This is a genomic window from Halomonas garicola, assembly GCF_031935715.1.
Lineage (GTDB): Bacteria > Pseudomonadota > Gammaproteobacteria > Pseudomonadales > Halomonadaceae > Vreelandella > Vreelandella garicola.
On the sequence record NZ_JASSZF010000019.1, the window covers coordinates 25,889 to 48,996 of the forward strand.

The following is a 23,108-nucleotide window of genomic DNA, read 5'->3' on the forward strand; positions in this document are numbered from 1 at the left end:
TGGTCGACTCCTACTTCTCGGCTACCTTGACGGTGATGTGGCAGGTGCGCTTCAAGATACGGTCCGCGCGGCCCTTGGCACGCGGCTTGATACGCTTGAGCGTCATGCCCTCATCGACGCAGATGGTCGAGACACGCAGCTCGTCGATATCCATGCCGTTATTTTCTTCCGCGTTTGCAATGGCGGACTGCAGCACCTTGTTGACCAGCGTGGCTGCCTTCTTCGGCGAGAAGGCCAGCAGGTCGAGCGCCTCGGCGACCGGTTTGTTCCGCACCTGATCAGCCACCAAACGGGCCTTCTGGGCGGATAACCGAGCGCCACGCAGCTTAGCTGTGACTTCCATCTCTAATCCTCTCTGGCTTACCGTTTGGCTTTCTTGTCCGCCACGTGCCCGCGATAAAGGCGGGTGGCAGCAAATTCGCCCAGTTTATGGCCGACCATTTCCTCGGAGACGTGCACCGGGACGTGTTGGCGACCGTTATGAACTGCAATGGTCAGGCCTACCATGTTGGGCAGAACCATCGAACGACGCGACCAGGTCTTGATCGGTTTGCGGTCGTTCTTTTCCGCTGCAGTCTCGACCTTCTTCAACAGATGAAGGTCAATGAAGGGACCTTTCTTTAGTGAACGTGGCACAGCCGTTACCCCTTAATGTCTGTTACTTGGCCTTGCGGCGACGAACGATGAGTGCGTCGGTGCGCTTGTTCTTGCGGGTCTTGTAACCCTTGGTCGGCACGCCCCACGGAGTGACCGGGTGACGACCGCCGCTCGAGCGACCTTCACCACCGCCGTGCGGGTGGTCGATCGGGTTCATGGCGACACCGCGAACGGCCGAACGCCTGCCTCTCCAGCGCTTCGCACCGGCCTTGCCAAGTTGACGCAGGCTGTGCTCGGAGTTGCTCACCTGACCCAGAGTAGCGCGGCACTCGGCCAGCACCTTGCGCGTCTCGCCGGAGCGCAGACGCAGGGTGGCGTAGTTGCCTTCACGAGCGACCAGCTGAGCGCTGGTACCGGCACTGCGAGCCATCTGCGCGCCCTTGCCCGGCTTGAGCTCGACACCGTGAACGGTGGAACCCAGCGGGATGTTGCGCAGCGGCAAGGCGTTGCCCTTGCGGATGGGGGCGTTGACACCGGATTCCAGCACGTCGCCGGCTTTGACGCCGCGCGGTGCCAGGATGTAGCGACGCTCACCATCGGCGTACTTGAGCAGCGCAATGTGCGCACTGCGGTTCGGGTCGTACTCAATGCGCTCGACGGTGGCGGGAACGCCATCCTTGGTGCGCTTGAAGTCGATCAGCCGGTAGTGATGGCGATGGCCACCACCAATGTGACGGCTGGTGATACGACCGTTGTTGTTACGACCGCCGGTCTTGGACTGCTTTTCCAGAAGCGGCGCGTAGGCGCGGCCCTTGTGCAGCTCGGCGCTCACGACCTTGATGACGTGACGACGACCGGAGGATGTGGGTTTGGTCTTGACGATTGCCATTGTCCGTACTCCTGCCCTTATTCGGCGCCAGCGAAGTCTTCGAGCGTTTCGCCCGCAGCCAGGGTTACATACGCCTTGCGGTACCCTTTACGCAGCCCCATGCCGTGTGCCGTACGCTTGGTTTTGCCCTTGACGTTCAGCACTTGAACACCGTCCACTTTCTTTTCGAACAGCGCTTCGACGGCTTTTTTGATCTCGGGCTTGGTAGCGTCGCTCGCCACCTTGAAAACGTACTGATTGCGCTCTGCTGCCATCGCGGCCTTTTCGGTCACGTGCGGTCCGAGCAGAACCTTGAATACGCGTTCCTGGTTCATGCCAGCTTCTCCTCGAATTTACGCAGGGCGGAGACGGTGACCAGCACCTTGTCGAAGGCAACCAGGCTCACCGGGTCAGCGGCGGTAACGTCCACCACGTCAACGTGAGGCAGATTGCGCGCGGCCAGATAGAGCTTTTCATCAACCTCTTCGGTGACGATCAGCGCCTTGTCCAGCTCAAGCTCCTTGAGCTTGGCAGCGACCTGCTTGGTCTTCGGCGCATCCACGGCGAACTCTTCCACCACGACCAGACGTTCCTGACGCACGAGCTCAGACAGGATCGAACGCATCGCCGCGCGGTACATCTTGCGGTTGACCTTCTGCGAGTGGTCCTGGGGACGCGCTGCAAAGGTGACGCCGCCGGCACGCCAGATCGGCGAGCGGATGGTACCGGCGCGAGCGCGACCGGTGCCCTTCTGGCGCCACGGCTTCTTGCCGCCGCCGCGCACGTCAGAGCGGTTCTTCTGTGCACGAGTGCCCTGGCGACCGCCGGCAAGATATGCCGTAACGACCTGGTGAACCAGCGCTTCGTTGAATTCTTTGCCAAAGGTGGCGTCGGCGACTTCAACAGTACCCGCGCCTGCAGCAAGATTCAGATTCATGGGTATTATCCTCTTCAGCCAGCTTTCACGGCACTGCGTACGATCACGTCGCTGCCGGTTGCTCCCGGAACGGCGCCCTTGATTAGCAGCAGGTTGCGCTCGGCATCGATGCGGACGACTTCAAGGCTCTGTACGGTGCAGCGGGCGTTACCCATCTGACCGGCCATCTTTTTGCCCTTGAATACGCGACCCGGCGTCTGGCACATGCCGATGGAACCCGGCGCGCGGTGAGCCAGCGAGTTGCCGTGGGTGGCGTCCTGGGTGTTGAAGTTCCAGCGCTTAACGCCGCCCTGGAAACCTTTACCCTTGGAGGTGCCGGTCACGTCGATCATCTGACCAGCTTCGAAGAGGGATACGGTGAGTTCGCCGCCGACTTCCGGAGCTTCCTCGCCTTCTGCCAGGCGAAACTCCATCAGCGAACGACCAGCCTCGACACCTGCCTTGGCAAACTGACCAGCTTGCGCACGGGTGAGGTGTTTGGCTTTGCGGGAGCCGGTTGTGACCTGAATCGCCGCGTAGCCGTCGGATTCGACGGATTTGACGCGCGTGATGCGATTAGGCTCAACCTCAATAACGGTTACGGGCACTGAGGCGCCGCTTTCGGTGAAGACGCGGGTCATCCCGGCCTTCTTACCGACCAAACCGATAGTCATTCTCAGTTCTCCTATAGTGTACGGGGCTATCACCCGCTATGGCTGCCCTTTCCAGAGCATTCCACTAGCACATTGTATGGCGCCTCACGGCGCGGCGGCTGCTGATCACCCCACAAAAAAAGTACCGGGTGAACGCTGGGCCGCGTGTGACTAGTGTGGTTAGTCGAGCTTGATCTGCACGTCAACGCCGGCGGCGAGGTCGAGCTTCATCAACGCATCGACTGTTTTTTCAGTCGGCTCGACAATGTCAAGCACACGCTTGTGCGTACGGATCTCGAGCTGATCGCGCGCGTCCTTGTTGACGTGCGGCGAGGTCAGCACGGTATAGCGCTCGCGATTGGTCGGCAGCGGGATGGGACCGCGAACCTGAGCACCAGTGCGCTTGGCGGTATCAACGATTTCCGCGGTGGACTGGTCAATCAGGCGATGGTCGAACGCTTTCAACCGAATGCGAATCTTCTGGTTCTGCATTTGCCCTAAACTCCAATGGATGTCGACGGCGCGAGCCGTCTACCCACGCATTCAAAGGATGCGCATTGTAGGCACGCAGACGGGAGGTGTCAAACACTTCTCGCCAGTGCGAAGAAAGGGGGCTCGGCGAGCCCCCTTGAACCCGCGAAGGGTCTGCTTACTTGAGGATCTTGGCGACGACGCCGGCACCCACGGTGCGGCCGCCTTCGCGGATCGCAAAGCGCAGACCGTCGTCCATGGCAACCGGGGCAATCAGGCTGACAACCATCTTGACGTTGTCGCCCGGCATGACCATTTCGACGCCTTCCGGCAGTTCACAGGTACCGGTGATGTCGGTGGTACGGAAGTAGAACTGCGGACGATAGCCCTTGAAGAACGGCGTGTGACGACCGCCTTCTTCCTTGGACAGCACGTAGACTTCGGCTTCAAACTCGGTGTGCGGCTTGATGGTGCCGGTCTTGGCCAGTACCTGGCCGCGCTCGACATCGTCACGCTTGGTGCCGCGCAGCAGCGCGCCGATGTTCTCGCCGGCACGACCTTCGTCGAGCAGCTTGCGGAACATTTCCACGCCGGTAACGGTGGTCTTGGCGGTATCGCGGATGCCCACGATTTCCACGTCTTCACCGGCCTTGACGATGCCGCTCTCGACGCGACCAGTCACTACGGTGCCGCGACCGGAGATGGAGAACACGTCTTCGATCGGCATCAGGAACGGCTGGTCGATGGCGCGCTCGGGCTCGGGGATGTAGGCATCCATCGCCTTGATCAGGTCGGCAACGGCGGTGGTACCCATGCCGTTGTCGTCCTTGCCTTCCAGCGCCATCAGCGCAGAACCGGTGATGATCGGGGTGTCGTCGCCCGGGAAGTCGTACTCGCTGAGCAGCTCGCGAACTTCCATCTCGACAAGCTCGAGGAGCTCCTCGTCGTCGACCATGTCGGCCTTGTTGAGGAACACAACGATGTACGGAACGCCAACCTGGCGAGACAGCAGGATGTGCTCGCGAGTCTGCGGCATGGGGCCGTCAGCGGCAGAGCAGACCAGGATCGCGCCGTCCATCTGAGCCGCGCCGGTGATCATGTTCTTGACGTAGTCGGCGTGCCCAGGGCAGTCAACGTGCGCGTAGTGACGGTCTTCTGACTGGTACTCGACGTGCGACGTGGCGATGGTGATGCCGCGCTCGCGCTCTTCGGGCGCGTTGTCGATGGCCGCGAACTCGCTCCAGTCGCCGCCGAATACTTCGGCGGAAACGCGAGTCAGGGCGGCTGTCAGCGTGGTTTTACCGTGGTCGACGTGACCGATGGTACCGACGTTGATATGCGGTTTGGAACGTTCGAATTTTTCCTTAGCCACTGCTATAACCTCTTTACGTTAGCTAACGGTTAACCGTTTTGGTTGATGACGGCTTCTACGATGCTGGAGGGCGCCTCGTCGTACTGCGCAAACTCCATGGAGTAGCTTGCACGGCCCTGGGTTTGAGAGCGCAGGTCGGTTGCGTAACCGAACATCTCGCCCAGCGGCACCGTGGCGCGGATGACTTTACCAGCGGATGTGTCATCCATGCCCTGCACCAGACCGCGACGACGGTTCAGGTCGCCCATGACGTCACCCATGAATTCCTCGGGGGTCACGACCTCGACCTTCATCACCGGTTCCAGCAGCACGGCCTTGGCCTTTCTGGCACCTTCTTTGACTGCCATGGAAGAGGCAATCTTGAACGCGGTCTCGTTAGAGTCCACGTCGTGGTAGGAACCATCAAACAGCGTGACCTTGACGTCAATCATCGGGTAGCCCGCGATAACGCCGTTTTGCAGCTGCTCATAGGCCCCTTTCTCGACGGCAGGCACGTATTCCTTGGGAACCACGCCGCCAACGATTTCGGAGTTGAACTTGAAAAATATTTCGTCGTCGCCTTCGCCCTTCTCTTCGTAAGTCAAGGGCTCGATACGCATGACCACGTGGCCGTACTGGCCGCGGCCGCCTGACTGGCGAACGAACTTGCCTTCCTGCTCGACGCTGCCGCGAATGGTTTCGCGGTAGGCAACCTGGGGCTTGCCGATGTTGGCATCGACCTTGAACTCGCGACGCAGGCGGTCAACGATGATATCCAGGTGCAGCTCACCCATGCCGGAGATGATGGTCTGGCCGGTCTCTTCGTCGGTTTTTACCTGGAAGGACGGGTCTTCCTGGGCCAGCTTGCCAAGGGCAGTGCCCATTTTCTCCTGGTCAGTCTTGGTCTTGGGCTCCACGGCGACCGAGATAACCGGGTCAGGGAACTCCATGCGCTCAAGGATGATCTTGTTGTTGATATCGCACAGCGTATCACCGGTCGTCACGTCCTTAAGGCCGATACAGGCGGCGATATCACCGGCGCGGATCTCCTTGATCTCCTCGCGGGAGTTGGCGTGCATCTGCACCAGACGGCCGATACGCTCTTTCTTCTCGCGAACCGAGTTGTACACGCTGTCGCCGGAATTGAGCACGCCGGAGTAGACGCGAATGAACGTCAGCGTTCCGACGAAGGGGTCGGTGGCAATCTTGAACGCCAGCGCCGAGAACGGTGCCTTGTCGTCGGCCTCACGCGTGTCGATGGTGCCGTTCTTGTCGTCAAGCTCACCTTCGATGGCCTTGACCTCGGTGGGCGACGGCAGGTATTCGATCACCGCGTCGAGCACGGCCTGAACGCCCTTGTTCTTGAACGCCGAGCCGCAGGTGACCAGCACGATCTCGTTGTCGAGAGTACGACGGCGCAGGCCGGCCTTGATTTCGGCGTTGGACAGCTCGCCCTCTTCGAGGTACTTGTCCATCAGCTCTTCAGAGGCTTCGGCGGCGGCTTCTACCATCTGCTCGCGGTACTTGTCGGCGGCTTCCTGGAGCTCGGCGGGAATGTCCAGCAGCTCGTAGGAGGCGCCGAAATCGTCCTGACTCCAGAGAATGGCCTTCATCTCGATGAGATCAATGACGCCCTTGAAGTCTTCCTCGGTGCCCCAGTTGATCTGGATCGGCACGGCGTGGGCGCCCAGGCGATCGCCCAGCTGATCGACCACGTTGAAGAAGTCGGCGCCGGTGCGGTCCATCTTGTTGACGAACACCAGCCGCGGCACTTCGTACTTGTCGGCCTGACGCCAGACGGTTTCCGTCTGCGGCTGAACGCCGGAGCTGCCGCACAGCACGACGACCGCGCAGTCCAGCACGCGCAGGGAACGCTCAACTTCGATGGTGAAGTCGACGTGCCCCGGGGTGTCGATGATGTTGACGCGGTGCTCGTCGAACTGGTGGCTCATGCCCTTCCAGAATGTCGTCACGGCAGCGGAGGTAATGGTGATACCCCGCTCCTGCTCCTGGGACATCCAGTCAGTCGTCGACGCGCCTTCGTGTGTTTCACCCAGCTTGTGGTTGATACCGGTGTAAAACAGCACGCGCTCGGTGGTGGTGGTTTTACCGGCATCGACGTGGGCGACGATACCAAGATTGCGGTAGCGATTTAGTGGAGTCTTGCGTGCCACGGTGGTAACTCCCGTTTGTTGGCAATGCTCGTTGATCCAGCTAGCGACGCCTAAAGGCACTTATCGCCGCTGCCGGAAAGGCAGCGGCGCGGGCCCTCAAAACGCGAAACCGGCATGTTCCGCTCAGCGCCGCTATCAGAAGCGGAAGTGAGAGAAAGCCTTGTTGGCTTCTGCCATGCGATGTACGTCTTCCCGCTTCTTCACGGCGGAGCCCTTGCCCTCGGAGGCGTCCAGGATCTCGCCGGCCAGACGCTGAACCATGGTTTTCTCACCGCGACGACGCGCCGCGTCGGCCAGCCAACGCATGGCCAGCGCGCTACGGCGTGACGGGCGAACCTCTACCGGCACCTGATAGGTCGCACCGCCAACGCGGCGCGACTTGACCTCGACCATGGGCTGGATGGCTTCCAGCGCCTTCTCGAAGGTCTCCAGCGGCTCTTCCTTATTACGATCGGCAACCTTGTCCAACGCACCATAGACGATACGCTCAGCTACGGACTTTTTGCCGCTGATCATCAGGTGGTTCATGAACTTTGCCAGACGTTCACTCTTGAACTTCGGATCCGGCAGGATCTCGCGCTTCGCTACAATCTTCCTTCTAGGCATGATAAGCCCTCTATCAAGGATCCTTCAGGTAAACCCGGGACTCGCGCCGCGACTGCCGGCACCGCCCGACCTTACTCTTATCAGACCGTTTCTGAATATGTGTTATCTGGCAGCGCGTGCGCTAACGCTAGCGCCGCTGCCCAACGACCGAGTCCAAAACGATCAGGACTTCGGACGCTTGGTGCCGTACTTGGAACGGCCCTGACGACGGTTCTGCACGCCGGAGGTGTCAAGCGCGCCGCGTACGGTGTGGTAACGCACACCCGGCAGGTCCTTGACGCGGCCGCCGCGGATCAGAACCACGGAGTGTTCCTGGAGGTTGTGACCTTCACCGCCGATGTAGGACGCCACTTCGAAGCCGTTGGTCAGGCGCACGCGGCATACCTTACGCAGGGCCGAGTTGGGCTTTTTCGGGGTGGTGGTGTAGACGCGGGTGCATACGCCACGCTTTTGCGGGCAGGCCTGCAGCGCCGGCACGTCATTTTTGGTGACGGGGCGCTTGCGCGGCTTGCGCACTAGCTGATTAATCGTTGCCATAGTAAGTAGCTGACTCCAATGGTTGCCTGGCTTTAACAGCGGATTCGGACGTACCCGCCCCACTGTTAAAGGCTGCGCATTCTAATGGCCGGGCCGGCGCGGCGTCAAGCGCTGCGGGCTTTTTGCCCGCCGGCGCCGCGCCGGCCCGGCGTCTTGCTAGAGCTCTTCGTCGTCGTCCAGCGCGGTCAGCTGGGCGCCAAGCTCCTGCTCGACATCCGTTGCCGAGGGCTTGGCCAACCGCTCGTCGCTGTCGCGCTGGCGACGGCGCTCGGCGTGGTGGGTAAGCCCGGTACCGGCGGGGATCAAGCGGCCCACCACCACGTTTTCCTTCAGGCCGCGCAGGTAGTCGCGCTTGCCGGTTACCGCCGCTTCGGTCAGCACGCGGGTCGTTTCCTGGAACGACGCCGCCGAGATGAACGACTCGGTGGCAAGGCTCGCCTTGGTAATACCCAGCAGCAGGCGCTGGTACTTGGCCGGGAACTTGCCTTCCTGCTCAAGACGGGCGTTTTGTTCCAACACGCGCACCAGTTCGGCCTGGTCGCCGGTGATGAAGTCCGAGTCGCCGGCGTCGGTAATCTCCACCTTGCGCAGCATCTGACGCACGATCACTTCGATGTGCTTGTCGTTGATGCCCACGCCCTGGAGGCGGTAGACGTCCTGCACCTCGGCGGTGATGTACTTGGCCAGCTCCGCCACGCCCAGCAGCCGCAGGATGTCGTGGGGGTTGCTTGGACCGTCGGAAATCACCTCGCCCTTCTGGACGGTTTCGCCCTCGAACACCGCGATCTGGCGCCACTTGTGGATCAGCATCTCGAACGGATCGCCGTCTTCCGGGGTGATCGCCAGGCGGCGCTTGCCCTTGGTTTCCTTGCCGAAGCTGACCATGCCGCTGATCTCGGCGAGAATCGCCGATTCCTTGGGCTTGCGCGCCTCGAACAGGTCGGCCACCCGGGGCAGACCGCCGGTGATGTCCTTGTTGCCCGACGCCTCCACCGGAATACGCGCGACCACCTCGCCAACGCCGATATGCGCGCCGTCATCGGCGGAGATAACCGCCTTGCCCGGCAGCGGGTACTGTACCGGCGTGTTGGAACCGGCAATGGCGACGTACTCGCCGGCTTCGTCCTTGAGCATGATCATCGGACGCTTGTCGCGGCCGGACATGGGGCGCGACGCCGACTCGATGACCTCGATGGAGGACAGGCCGGTCATCTCGTCCACCGTGCGATGCATGGTGACGCCTTCGTCGAGGTCGACGAACTGCGCCTGGCCTTCCATTTCGGCGACGATCGGGTGGGTGTGCGGGTCCCACTTGGCCACCGCCTGACCGGGCGCGACTTCATCGCCGTCGCGCACGTCGAGCACCGCACCGTAAGGCAGCTTGTAGTACTCGCGCTCGCGGCCGTGATCGTCGGCGACGGCCAGGGCGCTGGAGCGCGATACGACTACCAGCTTGCCGTCAGCGCGCTCCACGTGCTTGATGTTGTGCAGCCGCACGCTGCCGCCGTGCTTGACCTGGACGCTATCGATGGCCGAGGCCCTTGAGGCCGCGCCGCCGATGTGGAAGGTCCGCATGGTCAGCTGGGTACCCGGCTCGCCGATGGACTGCGCGGCGATGACGCCGACCGACTCGCCGACGTTGACCTGATGGCCCCGGGCCAGATCGCGACCGTAGCACGCCGAGCACACGCCGTGGTTGGTGTCGCAGGTGATGGTCGAGCGCACGATGACTTCATCCACGCCCATGGTTTCAAGCGCGGCACACCAGGCTTCATCGAGCAGGGTGTTGCGCGGGATCAGCACCTCTTCGGTGCGCGGATCTACTACGTCGCGCGCCACCACGCGGCCCAGCACGCGCTGGGACAGCGGCACGATAATGTCACCGCCCTCGATGATCGGGTGCAGGGTCATGCCGTTTTCGGTGTCGCAGTCGGCCTCGGTGATCACCAGATCCTGGGCGACGTCCACCAGACGACGGGTCAGGTAGCCCGAGTTGGCGGTCTTCAGCGCGGTATCGGCAAGACCTTTACGCGCGCCGTGGGTCGAGATGAAGTACTGCAGTACGTTCAGACCTTCACGGAAGTTGGCGATGATCGGCGTTTCGATGATCGAGCCGTCCGGCTTGGCCATCAGGCCGCGCATGCCCGCCAGCTGGCGGATCTGGGCGGCACTGCCCCGAGCGCCGGAGTCGGCCATGATGAAGACGCTGTTGAACGAGTCCTGCTCGACCTCGTTGCCCTCGCGGTCGATGACGTTCTCTTTCGAAATACCGGTCATCATCGCCTTGGCCACCTGGTCGTTGGCCCGGGCCCAGATGTCGATGACCTTGTTGTACTTCTCGCCGGCGGTGACCAGGCCCGAGGAGAACTGGTCCTCGATCTCCTTGACCTCGTCCTCGGCGCCGGCAACGATTTCTGCCTTGGCATCGGGGATGACGAAGTCGTTGACGCCGATGGAGGCGCCGGACCAGGTCGCCATGCGAAAGCCGGTGTACATCAGCTGGTCGGCAAAGATCACCGTGGGCTTGAGGCCCGAACGGCGATACACCTCGTTGATCAGCGCGGAGATGGCCTTCTTCTTCATCGGCTGATCGATCAGCTCGAAGGGCACGCCTTCGGGCAGGATGCGGAACAGCAGCGCCCGGCCCACCGTGGTGTCTTCGATGCGCCGATGGGTGGATTTCTCGCCGGTCTCTTCGTCAACGTCGACTTCGTCCAGGCGCACCTTGATGCGCGCGTGGAGCGACACCGACTGGGTGCCAAAGGCGCGCTCGACCTCGTTGAGGTCGGAGAAGATCATGCCTTCGCCGCGGTCGTTGATGCGCTCCCGAGTCATGTAGTAAAGCCCCAGCACCACGTCCTGGGACGGCACGATGATCGGCTCGCCGTTGGCCGGTGAGAGCACGTTGTTGGTGGCCATCATCAGCGCCCGGGCTTCCAGCTGGGCTTCCAGCGTCAGCGGCACGTGAACGGCCATCTGGTCGCCGTCAAAGTCGGCGTTGTAGGCGGCACACACCAGCGGGTGCAGCTGGATGGCCTTGCCTTCGATGAGCAGCGGCTCGAACGCCTGGATACCCAGACGGTGCAGGGTCGGCGCGCGGTTGAGCAGCACCGGGTGCTCGCGAATGACGTCGGCGAGGATATCCCACACTTCCGCCGTCTCGCGCTCGACCATCTTCTTCGCCGCCTTGATCGTCGAGGCGTAGCCCAGCGACTGCAGCTTGGAATAGATGAACGGCTTGAACAGCTCCAGCGCCATCTTCTTGGGCAGGCCGCACTGGTGCAGGCGCAGGGTCGGGCCCACGGTGATCACCGAGCGGCCGGAGTAGTCCACGCGCTTGCCCAGCAGGTTCTGGCGGAAACGCCCCTGCTTGCCCTTGATCATATCGGCGAGCGACTTCAGCGGGCGCTTGTTGGAGCCGGTGATCGCCCGGCCGCGGCGGCCGTTGTCCAAAAGCGCATCCACCGCTTCCTGGAGCATGCGCTTTTCGTTGCGCACGATGATGTCCGGCGCGCTGAGATCCAACAGCCGCTTCAGGCGGTTGTTGCGGTTGATCACCCGGCGATACAGGTCGTTCAGGTCCGAGGTCGCAAAGCGGCCGCCGTCCAGCGGCACCAGCGGGCGCAGGTCCGGCGGCAGCACCGGCAGCACTTCCATGACCATCCACGCCGGCGCGTTGCCGGAGTAGTAAAAGGCTTCCAACAGCTTCAGGCGCTTGGACAGCTTCTTGATCTTGGTTTCGGAGTTGGTCTGCGGAATCTCTTCGCGCAGCTGGTTGATCTCCTCTTCCAGATCGATGTCCTTGAGCAGCTCCTGGACGGCCTCGGCGCCCATGCGGGCGTCAAAGTCGTCGCCGAACTCCTCGAGCGCCTCGAAGTACTGCTCATCGTTGAGCAGCTGGCCGCGCTCGAGCGTGGTCATGCCCGGGTCGATCACCACGAAGGACTCGAAGTACAGCACCCGCTCGATATCGCGCAGGGTCATGTCGAGGAACATACCGATGCGCGAAGGCAGCGACTTCAGAAACCAGATGTGCGCCACCGGCGAGGCAAGCTCGATATGGCCCATGCGCTCCCGGCGCACGGCGGCCTTGGTCACTTCCACGCCGCATTTTTCGCAGATGATGCCGCGGTGCTTCATGCGCTTGTACTTGCCGCACAGGCACTCGTAATCCTTCACCGGGCCGAAAATCTTGGCACAGAACAGACCATCCCGCTCCGGCTTGAAGGTGCGGTAGTTGATGGTCTCGGGCTTTTTCACCTCACCGAAGGACCAGGAGCGAATCATGTCCGGCGACGCCAGGGTAATCCTGATGGCGTCGAACTCTTCGGACTGTGATTGCGATTTGAGGACTTTCACCAAATCTTTCATTGGGGGCTCCTAGCTCTCTAACTCGATATCGATGCCCAGCGAGCGGATTTCCTTCACCAGCACGTTGAAGGATTCCGGCATGCCTGCCTGCATGGCGTGGTCGCCGTCGACGATGTTTTTGTACATCTTGGTGCGCCCTTCGACGTCATCCGACTTGACGGTGAGCATCTCCTGCAGCGTGTAGGCCGCGCCGTAGGCCTCAAGGGCCCACACTTCCATCTCGCCGAAGCGCTGACCACCGAACTGCGCCTTGCCGCCCAGCGGCTGCTGGGTCACCAGCGAGTAGGAGCCGGTAGAGCGCGCGTGCATCTTGTCGTCAACCAGGTGGTTGAGCTTGAGGATGTACATGTAGCCAACGGTGACCGGACGATCAAACTGCTCACCGGTACGCCCGTCATAAAGCGTCAGCTGACCGGATTCCGGCACGTCGGCCAGGCGCAGCAGGTGCTTGATCTCGGGCTCTTCGGCCCCGTCAAACACCGCCGTTGCCATGGGAACGCCGTCCTTGAGGTTCTTCGCCAGCGCGATGACTTCGTCATCGGACAGCTGCGACAGATCCTCGACCTTCAGCGTACTTTCAGTGTTATACACCTGGCCCAGGAAGTCGCGGATTTCCGCTACCTGGGTCTCCCGGGCGTCGCGCAGCATGTGGTCGATCTTGACCCCGAGCCCGCGAGCCGCCATGCCCAGGTGGGTTTCCAGAATCTGGCCCACGTTCATCCGCGAAGGCACGCCCAGCGGGTTCAACACCACGTCCACCGGCTCGCCCTGCTCGTCAAACGGCATGTCTTCCACCGGCATAATCGCCGAGATGACACCCTTGTTGCCGTGACGGCCGGCCATCTTGTCGCCCGGCTGAATGCGACGCTTCACCGCCATGTAGATCTTGACGATCTTGAGTACGCCCGGCGCCAGGTCGTCGCCCTGGGTGAGCTTGCGCTTCTTGTCTTCAAAGCGCTCGTCCATTTCCCGGCGACGGGTTTCCAGCTGCTCGTCGGCCTGGGCCAACAGCTCATTGTGGGTTTCATCCTGCATGCGCAGCTTGAACCAGTCCTGACGCGGCAGCGCGTCGAGGTAGGCGTCATCCAGCACGTCGCCCTTGGACAGCTTCGGGCCGCCGTTGACCGTTTGCCCGCTCAGCGTGCGCTTGAGGCGCTCGTAAGTGGCTTCCTCGGCGATGCGGTAGGTTTCCTGGAGGTCGCGACGCACTTCGTCGAGCTGCATTTCCTCGATGGCAAGCGCCCGGGAATCCTTCTCCACGCCGTCGCGGGTGAAGACCTGAACGTCGATGACCGTACCGTTCATGCCCGTGGGCGCGCGCAGCGAAGTGTCCTTCACGTCGCTTGCCTTCTCGCCGAAGATGGCGCGCAGAAGCTTCTCTTCCGGCGTCAGCTGGGTTTCGCCCTTGGGCGTTACCTTGCCCACCAGGATATCGCCCGGATCGACTTCGGCCCCGATGTAGACCACACCGGCCTCATCCAGCTTGGACAGCGCCGACTCGCCGACGTTGGGAATGTCCGAAGTAATCTCCTCCGGCCCCAGCTTGGTGTCGCGCGACACACAGGTCAGCTCCTGGATGTGAATGGTGGTAAAGCGGTCTTCCTGGGCCACCCGCTCGGAAATAAGGATGGAATCCTCGAAGTTGTAGCCGTTCCACGGCATGAACGCCATGCGCATGTTCTGACCCAGCGCCAGATCGCCCATATCCACGGACGGGCCGTCGGCGAGGATGTCACCCACGGCGACGCGGTCGCCGGTTTGCACGATGGGGCGCTGGTTCATGCAGGTGTTCTGATTCGAACGCACGTACTTGGTCAGGTTGTAGATGTCCACGCCGGCTTCGCCGCCGACGATTTCATCTTCGTTGACCCGGACGACCACTCGGCGGGCGTCGACGGAGTCGATGATGCCGCCGCGGCGCGCCACTTCGCAGACGCCGGAGTCACGGGCGACAAAGCGCTCCATGCCGGTGCCCACCAGCGGCTTGTCGGCGCGCAGGGTCGGCACCGCCTGACGCTGCATGTTGGCGCCCATCAGCGCGCGGTTGGCATCGTCATGCTCGAGGAACGGGATCAGCGCGGCAGCAACCGACACCACCTGGCGCGGCGACACGTCCATCAGCGTCACCTGCTCCGGGCGCATGAAGGTGGTTTCCCCCCGGTGGCGCGCCTGGACCAGGTCGTCGTTCAGCCGGCCGTTCTCGTCCACTGCGGCCGAGGCCTGGGCGATCACGTAGTCGCCCTCCTCGATGGCGGAGAGGTGGACCACCTCGTCGGTGACCTGGCTGTCCACCACCTTGCGGTACGGCGTCTCGAGGAAGCCGTAATTGTTGGTGTGGCTATAGGTCGCCAGCGAGTTGATCAGGCCGATGTTGGGGCCTTCCGGCGTCTCGATCGGGCACAGACGGCCGTAGTGGGTGGCGTGGACGTCGCGCACCTCGAAGCCAGCGCGTTCCCGTGTCAGCCCGCCCGGCCCAAGCGCGGAAACCCGGCGCTTGTGCGTGACCTCGGACAGCGGGTTGTTCTGGTCCATGAACTGCGAAAGCTGACTCGAGCCAAAGAACTCCTTCACCGCCGCCGCGACCGGCTTGGCGTTGATCAGGTCCTGGGGCATCAGGCCTTCGCTTTCGGCCATGGACAGGCGCTCGCGCACCGCGCGCTCGACCCGCACCAGACCCACGCGGAACTGGTTTTCGGCCATCTCGCCCACGCAGCGAATGCGGCGGTTGCCCAGGTGGTCGATGTCGTCGACGTCACCAAAGCCGTTACGGATACTGATCAGCTCGCGCAGTACGCCAAGAATGTCGTCGCGATCGAGTACGCCGGAGCCGGTATCAGCCTCGCGGCGCAGACGGCGGTTGAACTTCATGCGGCCGACGCCCGAGAGGTCGTAGCGGTCTTCCGAGAAGAACAGGTTGTGGAAAAGCGTCTCGGCGGCTTCCTTGGTGGGCGGCTCGCCGGGGCGCATCATGCGGTAGATTTCCACCAGCGCCTCGAGGCGCGAACCGGTGGTATCCAGGCGCAGGGTATCGGAGATGAACGAGCCGCAGTCGAGATCGTTGGTGTAAAGCGTCTCGATGCGGGTAATGCCGCCCTGGCCGATCTGTTCCAGCAGCTCCGGGGTGATTTCGGTGTTGCACGGGCAGATCAGCTCGCCGGTCTTGGCGTCGATCTGATCCTTGGCCAGCACCTTGCCGAACAGGTACTCCATGGGCACTTCCAGACGCTCCATCCCGGCTTTTTCCAGCTGGCGGATGTGCTTCTGGGTGACCCGGCGACCCTCGTCAACGATGACGTTGCCGTCGCCGTCCTTGATATCGAAGGTGGCGGTTTCACCGCGCAGGCGCGCGGGCACCAGCTCCACCGAGAAACCGTTTTTCTCGACGTGGAACACGCTGGTGGCAAAGAACTCCTCGAGGATCTCCTCGGCGCTCATGCCCAATGCACGCATCAGCACGGACGCCGGCAGCTTGCGACGGCGGTCGATGCGCACAAAGACGTTGTCCTTGGGATCGAACTCGAAGTCGAGCCAGGAGCCGCGGTACGGAATCACCCGGGCGGAGTACAAAAGCTTGCCCGAGGAGTGGCTCTTGCCCTTGTCGTGGTCGAAGAACACGCCCGGGGAGCGGTGGAGCTGGGAGACGATGACGCGCTCGGTACCGTTGATCACAAAGGTACCGTTTTCGGTCATCAGGGGGATTTCCCCCATGTAGACTTCCTGCTCCTTGATATCCTTGATTGCCTTGTTCGAGGAATCGCGATCATAGATGATCAAGCGAACCTTGACGCGCAGCGGGGCGGAATAGGTCACGCCGCGCAGCTGACACTCCTTGACATCGAACGCCGGCGTGCCGAAACGGTAGCTGACATACTCAAGTGCCGCGTTACCGGAGAAGCTCTCGATCGGAAACACGGACTTGAAAGCCGCGTGCAAGCCGACTTCGTGACGCTCGTCGGGCGAACGATCTTGCTGGAGAAAGTCGTAGTAGGAATCAAGCTGGATGGCCAGCAAGTAGGGCACATCCATCACTTGGGGCAGTTTGCCGAAATCCTTGCGGATGCGTTTTTTCTCAGTGTATGAGTAAGCCATCTGTATTCCCCAGCTTGTTCACCATGGGTGGCCGATGCGTGGTCATCTGCCCCGCGGGCGTTTCAGACGCAGACAGCAAGCTCCTGGTCGGGTAGCTCGCCGTCAAAAATCTTCATGTCGTCGCGTTTTTAACGCATCTGCTGCTGTTTTTTGCCGTCAGTGCCGTTTACGCCGCAGGCGCGGGACCGATAGCGGTACAGGCCAAGCCAATCAGCAGCGAAACGTCCTATTATGGCAGCATGTCAGCAACAGAAAAAGGCCGGCAGCGGGAATATCCCGCCGCCAGCCGCGGAAGCTTACGCAGCGCGCAAAGCCGCCGGCATCAAGATTACTTGAGCTCGACAGCAGCGCCAGCGTCTTCCAGCTTGGTCTTCGCTTCTTCAGCGTCTTCCTTGGACATCGCTTCCTTGATGGTCGCCGGTGCGCCGTCAACGGCACCCTTGGCTTCCTTCAGGCCGAGGCCTGTGATCTCGCGAACGGCCTTGATCACGTTGACCTTCTTGTCGCCGGCGCCGGTCAGCACCAGGTCAAATTCAGTCTGCTCTTCTTCGGCTTCGGCTTCACCGCCGCCCGGGCCTGCGACGACGGCCGCCGCCGCGGTCACGCCGAACTTCTCTTCCATCGCTTCGATCAGCTCGGCGACTTCCATGACGGACATGTCGGCGACGGCGTTGATGATATCGTCTTTGCTCAGTGCCATTGTTTCATTCCTAAACGTTGCGGGAGTCTCGCGCAGGCGAAACCCAAAAGTTTTTCCGGGTTCGTGCCGCCCGGGGTTTATCCCGGTACCGCGGCGAAAAGGGGCTTACGCCGCCTCTTCATCCTTCTGGGCGCGCAGGGCATCCAGCGTACGAACCAGCTTGCCGGCGGAGGCTTCTTTCATCACCGACATCAACTTGGCGATAGCCTCGTCGTAGGTCGGCAGGCTTGCCAGGCGGTCAATCTCGGCGGCCGGGATGTACTCACCTTCGTAGGCCAGCGCCTTGACTTCGAAGTCCGGGGCCGTCCTGATGAAATCCTTGAACAGACGCGCAGCGGCGCCGGGGTGTTCGTTGGAAAACGCCAGCAGGGTCGGACCTACAAAAGCCTCGTTCAGGCACTCCCACTGAGTGCCTGTCAGGGCGCGGCGTGCCAGGGTGTTGCGCACAACACGGATCTGGACGCCATTCTCGCGCGCCTGCTTGCGCAGGTCGGTCATCTTGCTGACCGGGACGCCGCGAGAATCGGCAACAACGACGGAGAGTGCGTCCTTGGCCGCTTCACTGACTTCGGCAACAATCGCTTTCTTGCCTTCAAGTGCTAGTGGCACAGTGATCACTCCTTCGTGCCGGAAACCCCGGGGGCTTCCGAGTTACCATCTCTTCCCACCCGGGGGCGGGAAGCCTTGGGATGGTGCTCACCAGAAAGCGCAACGCGACTCCTTGTTTTTCAAAACCTGTTTTTCACAACAAGGTTTCCACAACAAGGTTTCCACAACAATCGCTTGACGTTTTACTGACTGGCGGCAACACCATCTACGCAGGCCTTTGCCATTAAGCCGCTTATCCTGCTAGGGCAGGCCGCGGCACCTGCGGTCTTTGACGGTGCACCGCGCCTGGCACGGAGACCGCAAAGTCTTGCTGAAAATTCGCTCTGACGGGAGTTAAACCAGCGACGTATGGTCGACGGTCAGGCCCGGGCCCATGGTAGTGGATAGCGTCATCTTCTTGAAATAGATACCCTTGGACGTGCTCGGCTTGAGCTTTTTCAGGTCCGAGATCAGCGCGTCGAGGTTGCCCTTGATCGCATCGGCCTCAAAGTCCGCCTTGCCAAGCGTCGTGTGGATGATGCCGTTCTTGTCGGTACGGAAGCGCACCTGGCCCGCCTTGGCGTTCTTGACCGCGGTGGCGACGTCAGGCGTTACCGTGCCGACCTTGGGGTTGGGCATCAGGCCGCGCGGACCGAGGATCTGGCCCAGCTGGCCGACGACGCGCATGGCGTCCGGCGAGGCGATCACCACGTCAAAGTCGAGCTGGCCGTCCTTGACCTGGGCAGCCAGGTCGTCCATGCCGACGATGTCGGCACCGGCGTCCTTCGCCGCCTGCTCGTTGGCGCCCTGGGTAAAGACGGCAACGCGCACGTCCTTTCCGGTGCCATTGGGCATGACGGTGGCGCCGCGCACGACCTGGTCGGATTTACGCGGGTCAACGCCCAGGTTAACGGCAACGTCGAGGGATTCCTTGAAGTTGACGGTGGACAGCTCGGCGAGCAGCGCAACCGCCTCCTCAAGAGAATACGTCTTGTTGGAGTCAACTTTTTCGCGAATCTGCTGCGCGCGCTTGGTTAGCTTCGCCATGATTACAGACCCTCCACGTTGAGGCCCATGCTGCGGGCGCTACCGGCAATGGTGCGCACGGCGGCGTCGAGATCGGCAGCCGTCAGGTCCGGCTCCTTGGTCTGGGCAATCTCTTCGAGCTGCTCGCGGGTAACGCTGCCAACCTTGGCCTTGTTCGGCTCGCCGGAACCTGACTGAACGCCGGCGGCTTTCTTCAGCAGCACGGCGGCAGGCGCGGTTTTGGTGACGAACGTAAAGCTGCGGTCGGAGTACACGGTAATGACCACGGGCGTGGGCAGACCGGGCTCGATATCCTGGGTCTCGGCGTTGAACGCCTTGCAGAACTCCATGATATTGACGCCGTGCTGACCCAGCGCGGGGCCCACCGGCGGACTCGGGTTGGCTTTACCTGCAGCAACCTGCAGTTTGATGTAAGCCTGTACTTTCTTGGCCATTTTCTACTCCAGTTGGGTGATAGCGCCTTGCGGCTCCCCGGTAACAACGGGCCGCAACACAGGCGGCCCGCATGAAAATCGTTTTCCGGCCGGCTTTCCCGGCCTTTTCTGCCCGACCTACTCTTTCTCGACCTGAGCGAACTCGAGCTCGACCGGCGTGGCGCGGCCAAAGATCAGCACGCTGACCTGCAGGCGGCTCTTCTCGTAGTTGACCTCTTCGACCACGCCGTTGAAATCGGCGAAGGGGCCGTCGGTAACGCGCACCGACTGGCCGGGCTCGAACATGGTCTTGGGCCGCGGCTTGTCGGTGCCGTCTTTTACCCGGCGAAGAATCGCCTCGGCTTCGCTGGTGGTGATCGGCGCGGGCTTTTCCTTGGTGCCGCCGATAAAGCCCATGACGCGGGGCGTTTCGTTGACCAAATGCCAGGTATCGTCGGTCATTTCCATCTCGACCAGCACATAGCCGGGATAGAACTTGCGCTCGCTTTTGCGGCGCTTGCCGTCACGCATCTCGACGACTTCTTCGGTAGGCACGAGGATCTCGCCAAAAAGATCCTCGACCTGATAAAGCTTCACGCGCTCGGCAAGCGAGCGCAGGACATGCTTTTCAAAACCGGAATACGCGTGAACGACGTACCAACGCTTGGACATGAAAACTCCTAACCGATCACGCCGGACATCGCCCAGCTGAGAAGCGTGTCAATTAACCACAGCAACAGGCCGACCACCATGACGGCGACCAGCACGATTGCGGTTGTCTGCACGGTCTCCGGCCGTGTGGGCCAGACAACGCGCTGTATTTCTTTCTTGGACTCGCGCGCCAGAGTGAGCAGGCTGCGCCCTTTGGTCGTGGTCAGTGCCACGGCGCCGGCAAGCAGGCACAAAACCACAACGCCCAGCACGCGGTACAAAAGACCGATGCCGGCAAAATAGGTGTTGGCCACTACCGCTACTGCCAACAGCGCGACTACCGCCGCCCATTTGAGCCCGTCATGACGCGACTGCTGCACCTCGGCGCCATGCTTTACAGACTTAGGCTTCATAAAAACGAAACTCCTCGGGAGTGCGGCAAACGATAAAGGAAATCGGGAAAGGCACGCCAACTTGGGGAAAGCTGGCAGGCCAGGAGGGACTCGAACCCCCAACCTGCGGTTTTGGAGACCGCTGCTCTGCCAATTGAGCCACTGGCCTGTATCGTCGCTGCTGAGGCGATCATTGCGATGCCATGCAACAGCGGCCGTCATGTTAGCGAAGAAACCTCCGCCTGACAACCCTTGCGCCCTCACACCGCCAAGCACTCTCTCGGCGGCGGAGACAAAAAAAGCGAGCCTGGCTCGCCTTTTTGCAATGTGGAGCTCATGGACGGAATTGAACCGTCGACCTCACCCTTACCAAGGGTGTGCTCTACCCCTGAGCTACATGAGCAAACGTTACATGAACTGGAGCGGGCAGCGGGGATCGAACCCGCATCATCAGCTTGGAAGGCTGAGGTTCTACCATTGAACTATGCCCGCTTGGCACTACGCCCGCTTCAATCACTTGCGTCACTGCGGCATCTTTCTGCTGCCCGCTTGGCAACTTGTGGCTGCCAGTCATGCAAAGCTGGTGGAGGGAGAAGGATTCGAACCTTCGAAGCTTTCGCGGCAGATTTACAGTCTGCTCCCTTTGGCCACTTGGGTATCCCTCCATCACTGGCGGCGCATTCTACCGCCTTCCAAGGCCGTGTCAAGCCATGCTGCTGCTCGGTAGCAGCGCCGTTTGGCGACACCCTTCCGCCCTGGAACGCGCTGCATTCTGTCAAAGCAGCATGGAGAATGCAAGGCCTGCGCGGATTTTTTCCAGCGCCGGGCTTGCCGGCACGCCGGGCGCCCCGGACATCCGCCCGGCACGCTCGGCAAGCGTCAGCGGGAAACAGGCCTCGAGCCCGCCGTAGACCATGTCCGGCCATACCGCATGGGGCACGGGCACCCCGCGGGAAACCACCCGGGCATCGCCGCCGGTAAGCAGCATCGGCAGCGCCACGCCGTGCTGATCGCACACTTCGCTGTAAATGCGCTGCACCGCGCTGGTGGCCGCCATATAGATGCCGTGATTGACCGCATCCACGGTGGAGCGCCCCGGCGTCAGCAGGGTATCGGCCTCGCCCTCGGAGTCAATGGCGACGTTGCGGGTGCCGAGCCTCAAGCTCTCCTTCATCAGCCGCAGCCCGGGGACGATATAGCCGCCGGCGTGGGCGCCGCCGGGCAGCACGAAGTCCACGGTAATAGCGCTGCCGCAGTCCACCGCGCAGCAGCCGCCGGCCAGCTGGTAGCCGGCAAGCGCACCCAGCCAACGGTCCACGCCCAGCCGCCAGGGCTCGTCGTAGCCGTTGGTCACGCCCAGCGCTTCCCGGGTGGAGCGCCCGACATAGACGCGGGGCACCCGGGTGCGCAGCAGCGCCACGGTGTCGTTGAGCACCTCCCGGCGGGCGACGCTTGAGATGCGCACCGCCTCCACCACGTCGAGGTCGGGAATGTCGGCCCCCGGGCGCCACTCTTCCCGGGTCCACACCGCCCCGCGGGAGCGGATCTCGCTGCTTTCGGTATCCTTTAGCCGCCACTTGGACAGCGTGTTGCCGATATCCAGATCGAGAATCATGGCCGGCCGCGCACGCTGATTTCACCGCCGGCAAGCGCCCGCTCCGTGCCGCCCTCGCTCACCCAGAGGTTGCCGGCACTATCTACCTCCCCGGCCACCGCAACGCTTTGAGCATTGCCTACCAGCACGTCGACCGAGTGACCGGCGTAGGCATGGCGCCGGTTCCATTCACCCCGCCAGGCGCCGAAGCCCTCGCTTTCAAACGTCGCCAGCATGGCCAGCAGCCCGGCCACTACGTCGGCGGCCAGGGCGTTGCGATCAATATCGGGGCAAGCGTCGGCAAGCACCGCCACCGGCTGGCCGATGGCCTTGCGCAGGGTCTCGGGCAGGGCCAGATTCATGCCCACGCCGAGCACCACGTCGCAGGGCCCGGCGGCGTCGCCGGTCACCTCGACCAGGATGCCGGCCAGCTTGGCAAGGGAACCATCGGGCGTTGCCAGCAGAATATCGTTGGGCCACTTGAGCTGCGGCCGGGCGCCGTAGCGCTCGAGCACCTCGGCAACGACGACGCCGATCGCCAGACTGAGCCCTTCCAGGGCGGCCACGCCGCTGTCAAAGCGCCAGCCCACCGAGAGCATCAGGCTCTGCCCCCAGGGCGTCAGCCAGGCGCGCCCGCGCCGGCCGCGACCGGCGGACTGCTGCTCTACCAGGCATACCTCGCCGTGGCCGGCGCCCTGGGAAAAGCGTCGGCGCAGGTACTCGTTGCTCGACGGCAGCGTGTCTTCGACAAATAGCCGAGCGAGCCGGCGCCGGGCGTCGGCCGGCAGGTGCGCGACAATGCGCGCGCCGTCCAGCGGCGTCAGCGGCTGGGCCAGCTGATACCCGCGCCCCTTGACCGCGCTCACCTCGACGCCGGCGGTCTCGAGCTTTTTCAGCTGCTTCCACACGGCCGCCCGGGAAATCCCCAGAGCCTTGCCCAGCTGTTCGCCGGAATGCACCTCGCCGTCGCTTAACAAACGCATCAGATTGCCGATGGTCATGACCCTGCCCTGCCGGGGAAAACGGCTATCTTACCGGATGCCGTGCAGCGGCGAAAAGCTCCCCGCCCGGGCCCGTGCCATCGGCGCCG

21 protein-coding genes and 4 tRNA genes are annotated in these 23,108 nt (G+C 62.4%); all 25 read right to left on the reverse strand.

Features of this window, described 5'->3' with window-relative positions:
- Nucleotides 1-10: 10 nt before the first annotated feature.
- The gene (gene rplV, locus RS027_RS08475) at nucleotides 11-343 is read right to left on the reverse strand and encodes a 50S ribosomal protein L22 (protein WP_311956058.1); all 333 of its coding nucleotides are present in this window, start codon (nucleotides 341-343) and stop codon (nucleotides 11-13) included.
- A 17-nt stretch (nucleotides 344-360) separates the two neighbouring features.
- Nucleotides 361-636 carry a 30S ribosomal protein S19 gene (gene rpsS / locus RS027_RS08480; protein ID WP_079552756.1) on the reverse strand — a complete coding sequence of 92 codons (276 nt, stop codon included), beginning with the start codon at nucleotides 634-636 and terminating at the stop codon, nucleotides 361-363.
- 22 nt (nucleotides 637-658) lie between these two features.
- Complete coding sequence (rplB, locus tag RS027_RS08485) at nucleotides 659-1,486, reverse strand: 50S ribosomal protein L2 (protein WP_311956062.1); 828 nt, start codon at nucleotides 1,484-1,486, stop codon at nucleotides 659-661.
- Between the two features lie 17 nt (nucleotides 1,487-1,503).
- Nucleotides 1,504-1,800 (reverse strand): 50S ribosomal protein L23, encoded by a 297-nt coding sequence (gene rplW, locus RS027_RS08490; RefSeq protein ID WP_311956065.1) that lies wholly within the window; start codon nucleotides 1,798-1,800, stop codon nucleotides 1,504-1,506.
- On the reverse strand, nucleotides 1,797-2,402 hold the full coding sequence (rplD, locus tag RS027_RS08495) for a 50S ribosomal protein L4 (protein WP_311956067.1): 606 nt from the start codon (nucleotides 2,400-2,402) through the stop codon (nucleotides 1,797-1,799). Before rplD ends, rplW begins: the two co-directional genes overlap by 4 nt.
- A 14-nt stretch (nucleotides 2,403-2,416) precedes the next feature.
- A complete protein-coding gene (rplC, locus tag RS027_RS08500) occupies nucleotides 2,417-3,055 on the reverse strand; it encodes a 50S ribosomal protein L3 (protein ID WP_311956070.1) in 639 nt (212 codons plus the stop codon).
- A gap of 159 nt (nucleotides 3,056-3,214) precedes the next feature.
- Entirely contained in the window at nucleotides 3,215-3,526 is a 312-nt protein-coding gene (rpsJ, locus tag RS027_RS08505) for a 30S ribosomal protein S10 (protein WP_311884221.1), read from the reverse strand.
- 157 nt (nucleotides 3,527-3,683) lie between these two features.
- Nucleotides 3,684-4,877 (reverse strand): elongation factor Tu, encoded by a 1,194-nt coding sequence (tuf, locus tag RS027_RS08510; RefSeq protein WP_311956074.1) that lies wholly within the window; start codon nucleotides 4,875-4,877, stop codon nucleotides 3,684-3,686.
- Nucleotides 4,878-4,906: 29 nt separating this feature from the next.
- On the reverse strand, nucleotides 4,907-7,030 hold the full coding sequence (fusA, locus tag RS027_RS08515; RefSeq protein ID WP_311956077.1) for an elongation factor G: 2,124 nt from the start codon (nucleotides 7,028-7,030) through the stop codon (nucleotides 4,907-4,909).
- A 135-nt stretch (nucleotides 7,031-7,165) separates the two neighbouring features.
- The gene (gene rpsG, locus RS027_RS08520; protein WP_311884218.1) at nucleotides 7,166-7,636 is read right to left on the reverse strand and encodes a 30S ribosomal protein S7; all 471 of its coding nucleotides are present in this window, start codon (nucleotides 7,634-7,636) and stop codon (nucleotides 7,166-7,168) included.
- A 162-nt stretch (nucleotides 7,637-7,798) separates the two neighbouring features.
- The gene (gene rpsL, locus RS027_RS08525) at nucleotides 7,799-8,173 is read right to left on the reverse strand and encodes a 30S ribosomal protein S12 (protein WP_311956080.1); all 375 of its coding nucleotides are present in this window, start codon (nucleotides 8,171-8,173) and stop codon (nucleotides 7,799-7,801) included.
- A 156-nt stretch (nucleotides 8,174-8,329) separates the two neighbouring features.
- Nucleotides 8,330-12,544 (reverse strand): DNA-directed RNA polymerase subunit beta', encoded by a 4,215-nt coding sequence (gene rpoC / locus RS027_RS08530; protein ID WP_311956083.1) that lies wholly within the window; start codon nucleotides 12,542-12,544, stop codon nucleotides 8,330-8,332.
- Nucleotides 12,545-12,553: 9 nt separating this feature from the next.
- Nucleotides 12,554-16,633 carry a DNA-directed RNA polymerase subunit beta gene (gene rpoB, locus RS027_RS08535; protein WP_311956086.1) on the reverse strand — a complete coding sequence of 1,360 codons (4,080 nt, stop codon included), beginning with the start codon at nucleotides 16,631-16,633 and terminating at the stop codon, nucleotides 12,554-12,556.
- Nucleotides 16,634-16,961: 328 nt separating this feature from the next.
- Nucleotides 16,962-17,333, reverse strand: coding sequence for a 50S ribosomal protein L7/L12 (gene rplL, locus RS027_RS08540; RefSeq protein ID WP_311956088.1), 372 nt, complete (start codon nucleotides 17,331-17,333; stop codon nucleotides 16,962-16,964).
- Between the two features lie 105 nt (nucleotides 17,334-17,438).
- Nucleotides 17,439-17,942, reverse strand: coding sequence for a 50S ribosomal protein L10 (rplJ, locus tag RS027_RS08545; RefSeq protein WP_311956091.1), 504 nt, complete (start codon nucleotides 17,940-17,942; stop codon nucleotides 17,439-17,441).
- A gap of 333 nt (nucleotides 17,943-18,275) precedes the next feature.
- Nucleotides 18,276-18,968, reverse strand: a complete 693-nt coding sequence (gene rplA, locus RS027_RS08550) for a 50S ribosomal protein L1 (protein ID WP_311956093.1) — start codon at nucleotides 18,966-18,968, stop codon at nucleotides 18,276-18,278.
- A gap of 2 nt (nucleotides 18,969-18,970) precedes the next feature.
- Nucleotides 18,971-19,402: a 50S ribosomal protein L11 gene (gene rplK / locus RS027_RS08555; RefSeq protein WP_311956096.1), complete on the reverse strand. Its 432-nt coding sequence runs from the start codon at nucleotides 19,400-19,402 to the stop codon at nucleotides 18,971-18,973.
- Between the two features lie 117 nt (nucleotides 19,403-19,519).
- Entirely contained in the window at nucleotides 19,520-20,053 is a 534-nt protein-coding gene (nusG, locus tag RS027_RS08560; protein ID WP_311956099.1) for a transcription termination/antitermination protein NusG, read from the reverse strand.
- Nucleotides 20,054-20,061: 8 nt separating this feature from the next.
- Nucleotides 20,062-20,445: a preprotein translocase subunit SecE gene (gene secE, locus RS027_RS08565; RefSeq protein ID WP_311956102.1), complete on the reverse strand. Its 384-nt coding sequence runs from the start codon at nucleotides 20,443-20,445 to the stop codon at nucleotides 20,062-20,064.
- 72 nt (nucleotides 20,446-20,517) lie between these two features.
- A tRNA-Trp gene (locus tag RS027_RS08570) sits at nucleotides 20,518-20,593 on the reverse strand.
- Between the two features lie 159 nt (nucleotides 20,594-20,752).
- Nucleotides 20,753-20,827 (reverse strand) — tRNA-Thr (locus RS027_RS08575).
- Nucleotides 20,828-20,842: 15 nt separating this feature from the next.
- Nucleotides 20,843-20,916, reverse strand: a tRNA-Gly gene (locus tag RS027_RS08580).
- Between the two features lie 89 nt (nucleotides 20,917-21,005).
- Nucleotides 21,006-21,089, reverse strand: a tRNA-Tyr gene (locus tag RS027_RS08585).
- A 110-nt stretch (nucleotides 21,090-21,199) separates the two neighbouring features.
- Entirely contained in the window at nucleotides 21,200-22,039 is an 840-nt protein-coding gene (locus RS027_RS08590) for a type III pantothenate kinase (protein ID WP_311956105.1), read from the reverse strand.
- Nucleotides 22,036-23,019, reverse strand: a complete 984-nt coding sequence (locus RS027_RS08595; RefSeq protein ID WP_311956107.1) for a biotin--[acetyl-CoA-carboxylase] ligase — start codon at nucleotides 23,017-23,019, stop codon at nucleotides 22,036-22,038. The genes RS027_RS08590 and RS027_RS08595 overlap by 4 nt, the downstream gene beginning before the upstream one ends.
- Nucleotides 23,020-23,108 lie beyond the last annotated feature (89 nt).

Coding starts and splice junctions, on each gene's coding strand:
- rplV (WP_311956058.1), bottom strand. CDS start 343: ATGGAAGTCACAGCTAAGCTGCGTGGCGCTCGGTTATCCGCCCAGAAG.
- rplB (WP_311956062.1), bottom strand. CDS start 1,486: ATGGCAATCGTCAAGACCAAACCCACATCCTCCGGTCGTCGTCACGTC.
- rplW (WP_311956065.1), bottom strand. CDS start 1,800: ATGAACCAGGAACGCGTATTCAAGGTTCTGCTCGGACCGCACGTGACC.
- rplD (WP_311956067.1), bottom strand. CDS start 2,402: ATGAATCTGAATCTTGCTGCAGGCGCGGGTACTGTTGAAGTCGCCGAC.
- rplC (WP_311956070.1), bottom strand. CDS start 3,055: ATGACTATCGGTTTGGTCGGTAAGAAGGCCGGGATGACCCGCGTCTTC.
- rpsJ (WP_311884221.1), bottom strand. CDS start 3,526: ATGCAGAACCAGAAGATTCGCATTCGGTTGAAAGCGTTCGACCATCGC.
- rpsG (WP_311884218.1), bottom strand. CDS start 7,636: ATGCCTAGAAGGAAGATTGTAGCGAAGCGCGAGATCCTGCCGGATCCG.
- rpsL (WP_311956080.1), bottom strand. CDS start 8,173: ATGGCAACGATTAATCAGCTAGTGCGCAAGCCGCGCAAGCGCCCCGTC.
- rpoC (WP_311956083.1), bottom strand. CDS start 12,544: ATGAAAGATTTGGTGAAAGTCCTCAAATCGCAATCACAGTCCGAAGAG.
- rpoB (WP_311956086.1), bottom strand. CDS start 16,633: ATGGCTTACTCATACACTGAGAAAAAACGCATCCGCAAGGATTTCGGC.
- rplL (WP_311956088.1), bottom strand. CDS start 17,333: ATGGCACTGAGCAAAGACGATATCATCAACGCCGTCGCCGACATGTCC.
- rplA (WP_311956093.1), bottom strand. CDS start 18,968: ATGGCGAAGCTAACCAAGCGCGCGCAGCAGATTCGCGAAAAAGTTGAC.
- rplK (WP_311956096.1), bottom strand. CDS start 19,402: ATGGCCAAGAAAGTACAGGCTTACATCAAACTGCAGGTTGCTGCAGGT.
- nusG (WP_311956099.1), bottom strand. CDS start 20,053: ATGTCCAAGCGTTGGTACGTCGTTCACGCGTATTCCGGTTTTGAAAAG.
- secE (WP_311956102.1), bottom strand. CDS start 20,445: ATGAAGCCTAAGTCTGTAAAGCATGGCGCCGAGGTGCAGCAGTCGCGT.
- RS027_RS08590 (WP_311956105.1), bottom strand. CDS start 22,039: ATGATTCTCGATCTGGATATCGGCAACACGCTGTCCAAGTGGCGGCTA.
- RS027_RS08595 (WP_311956107.1), bottom strand. CDS start 23,019: ATGACCATCGGCAATCTGATGCGTTTGTTAAGCGACGGCGAGGTGCAT.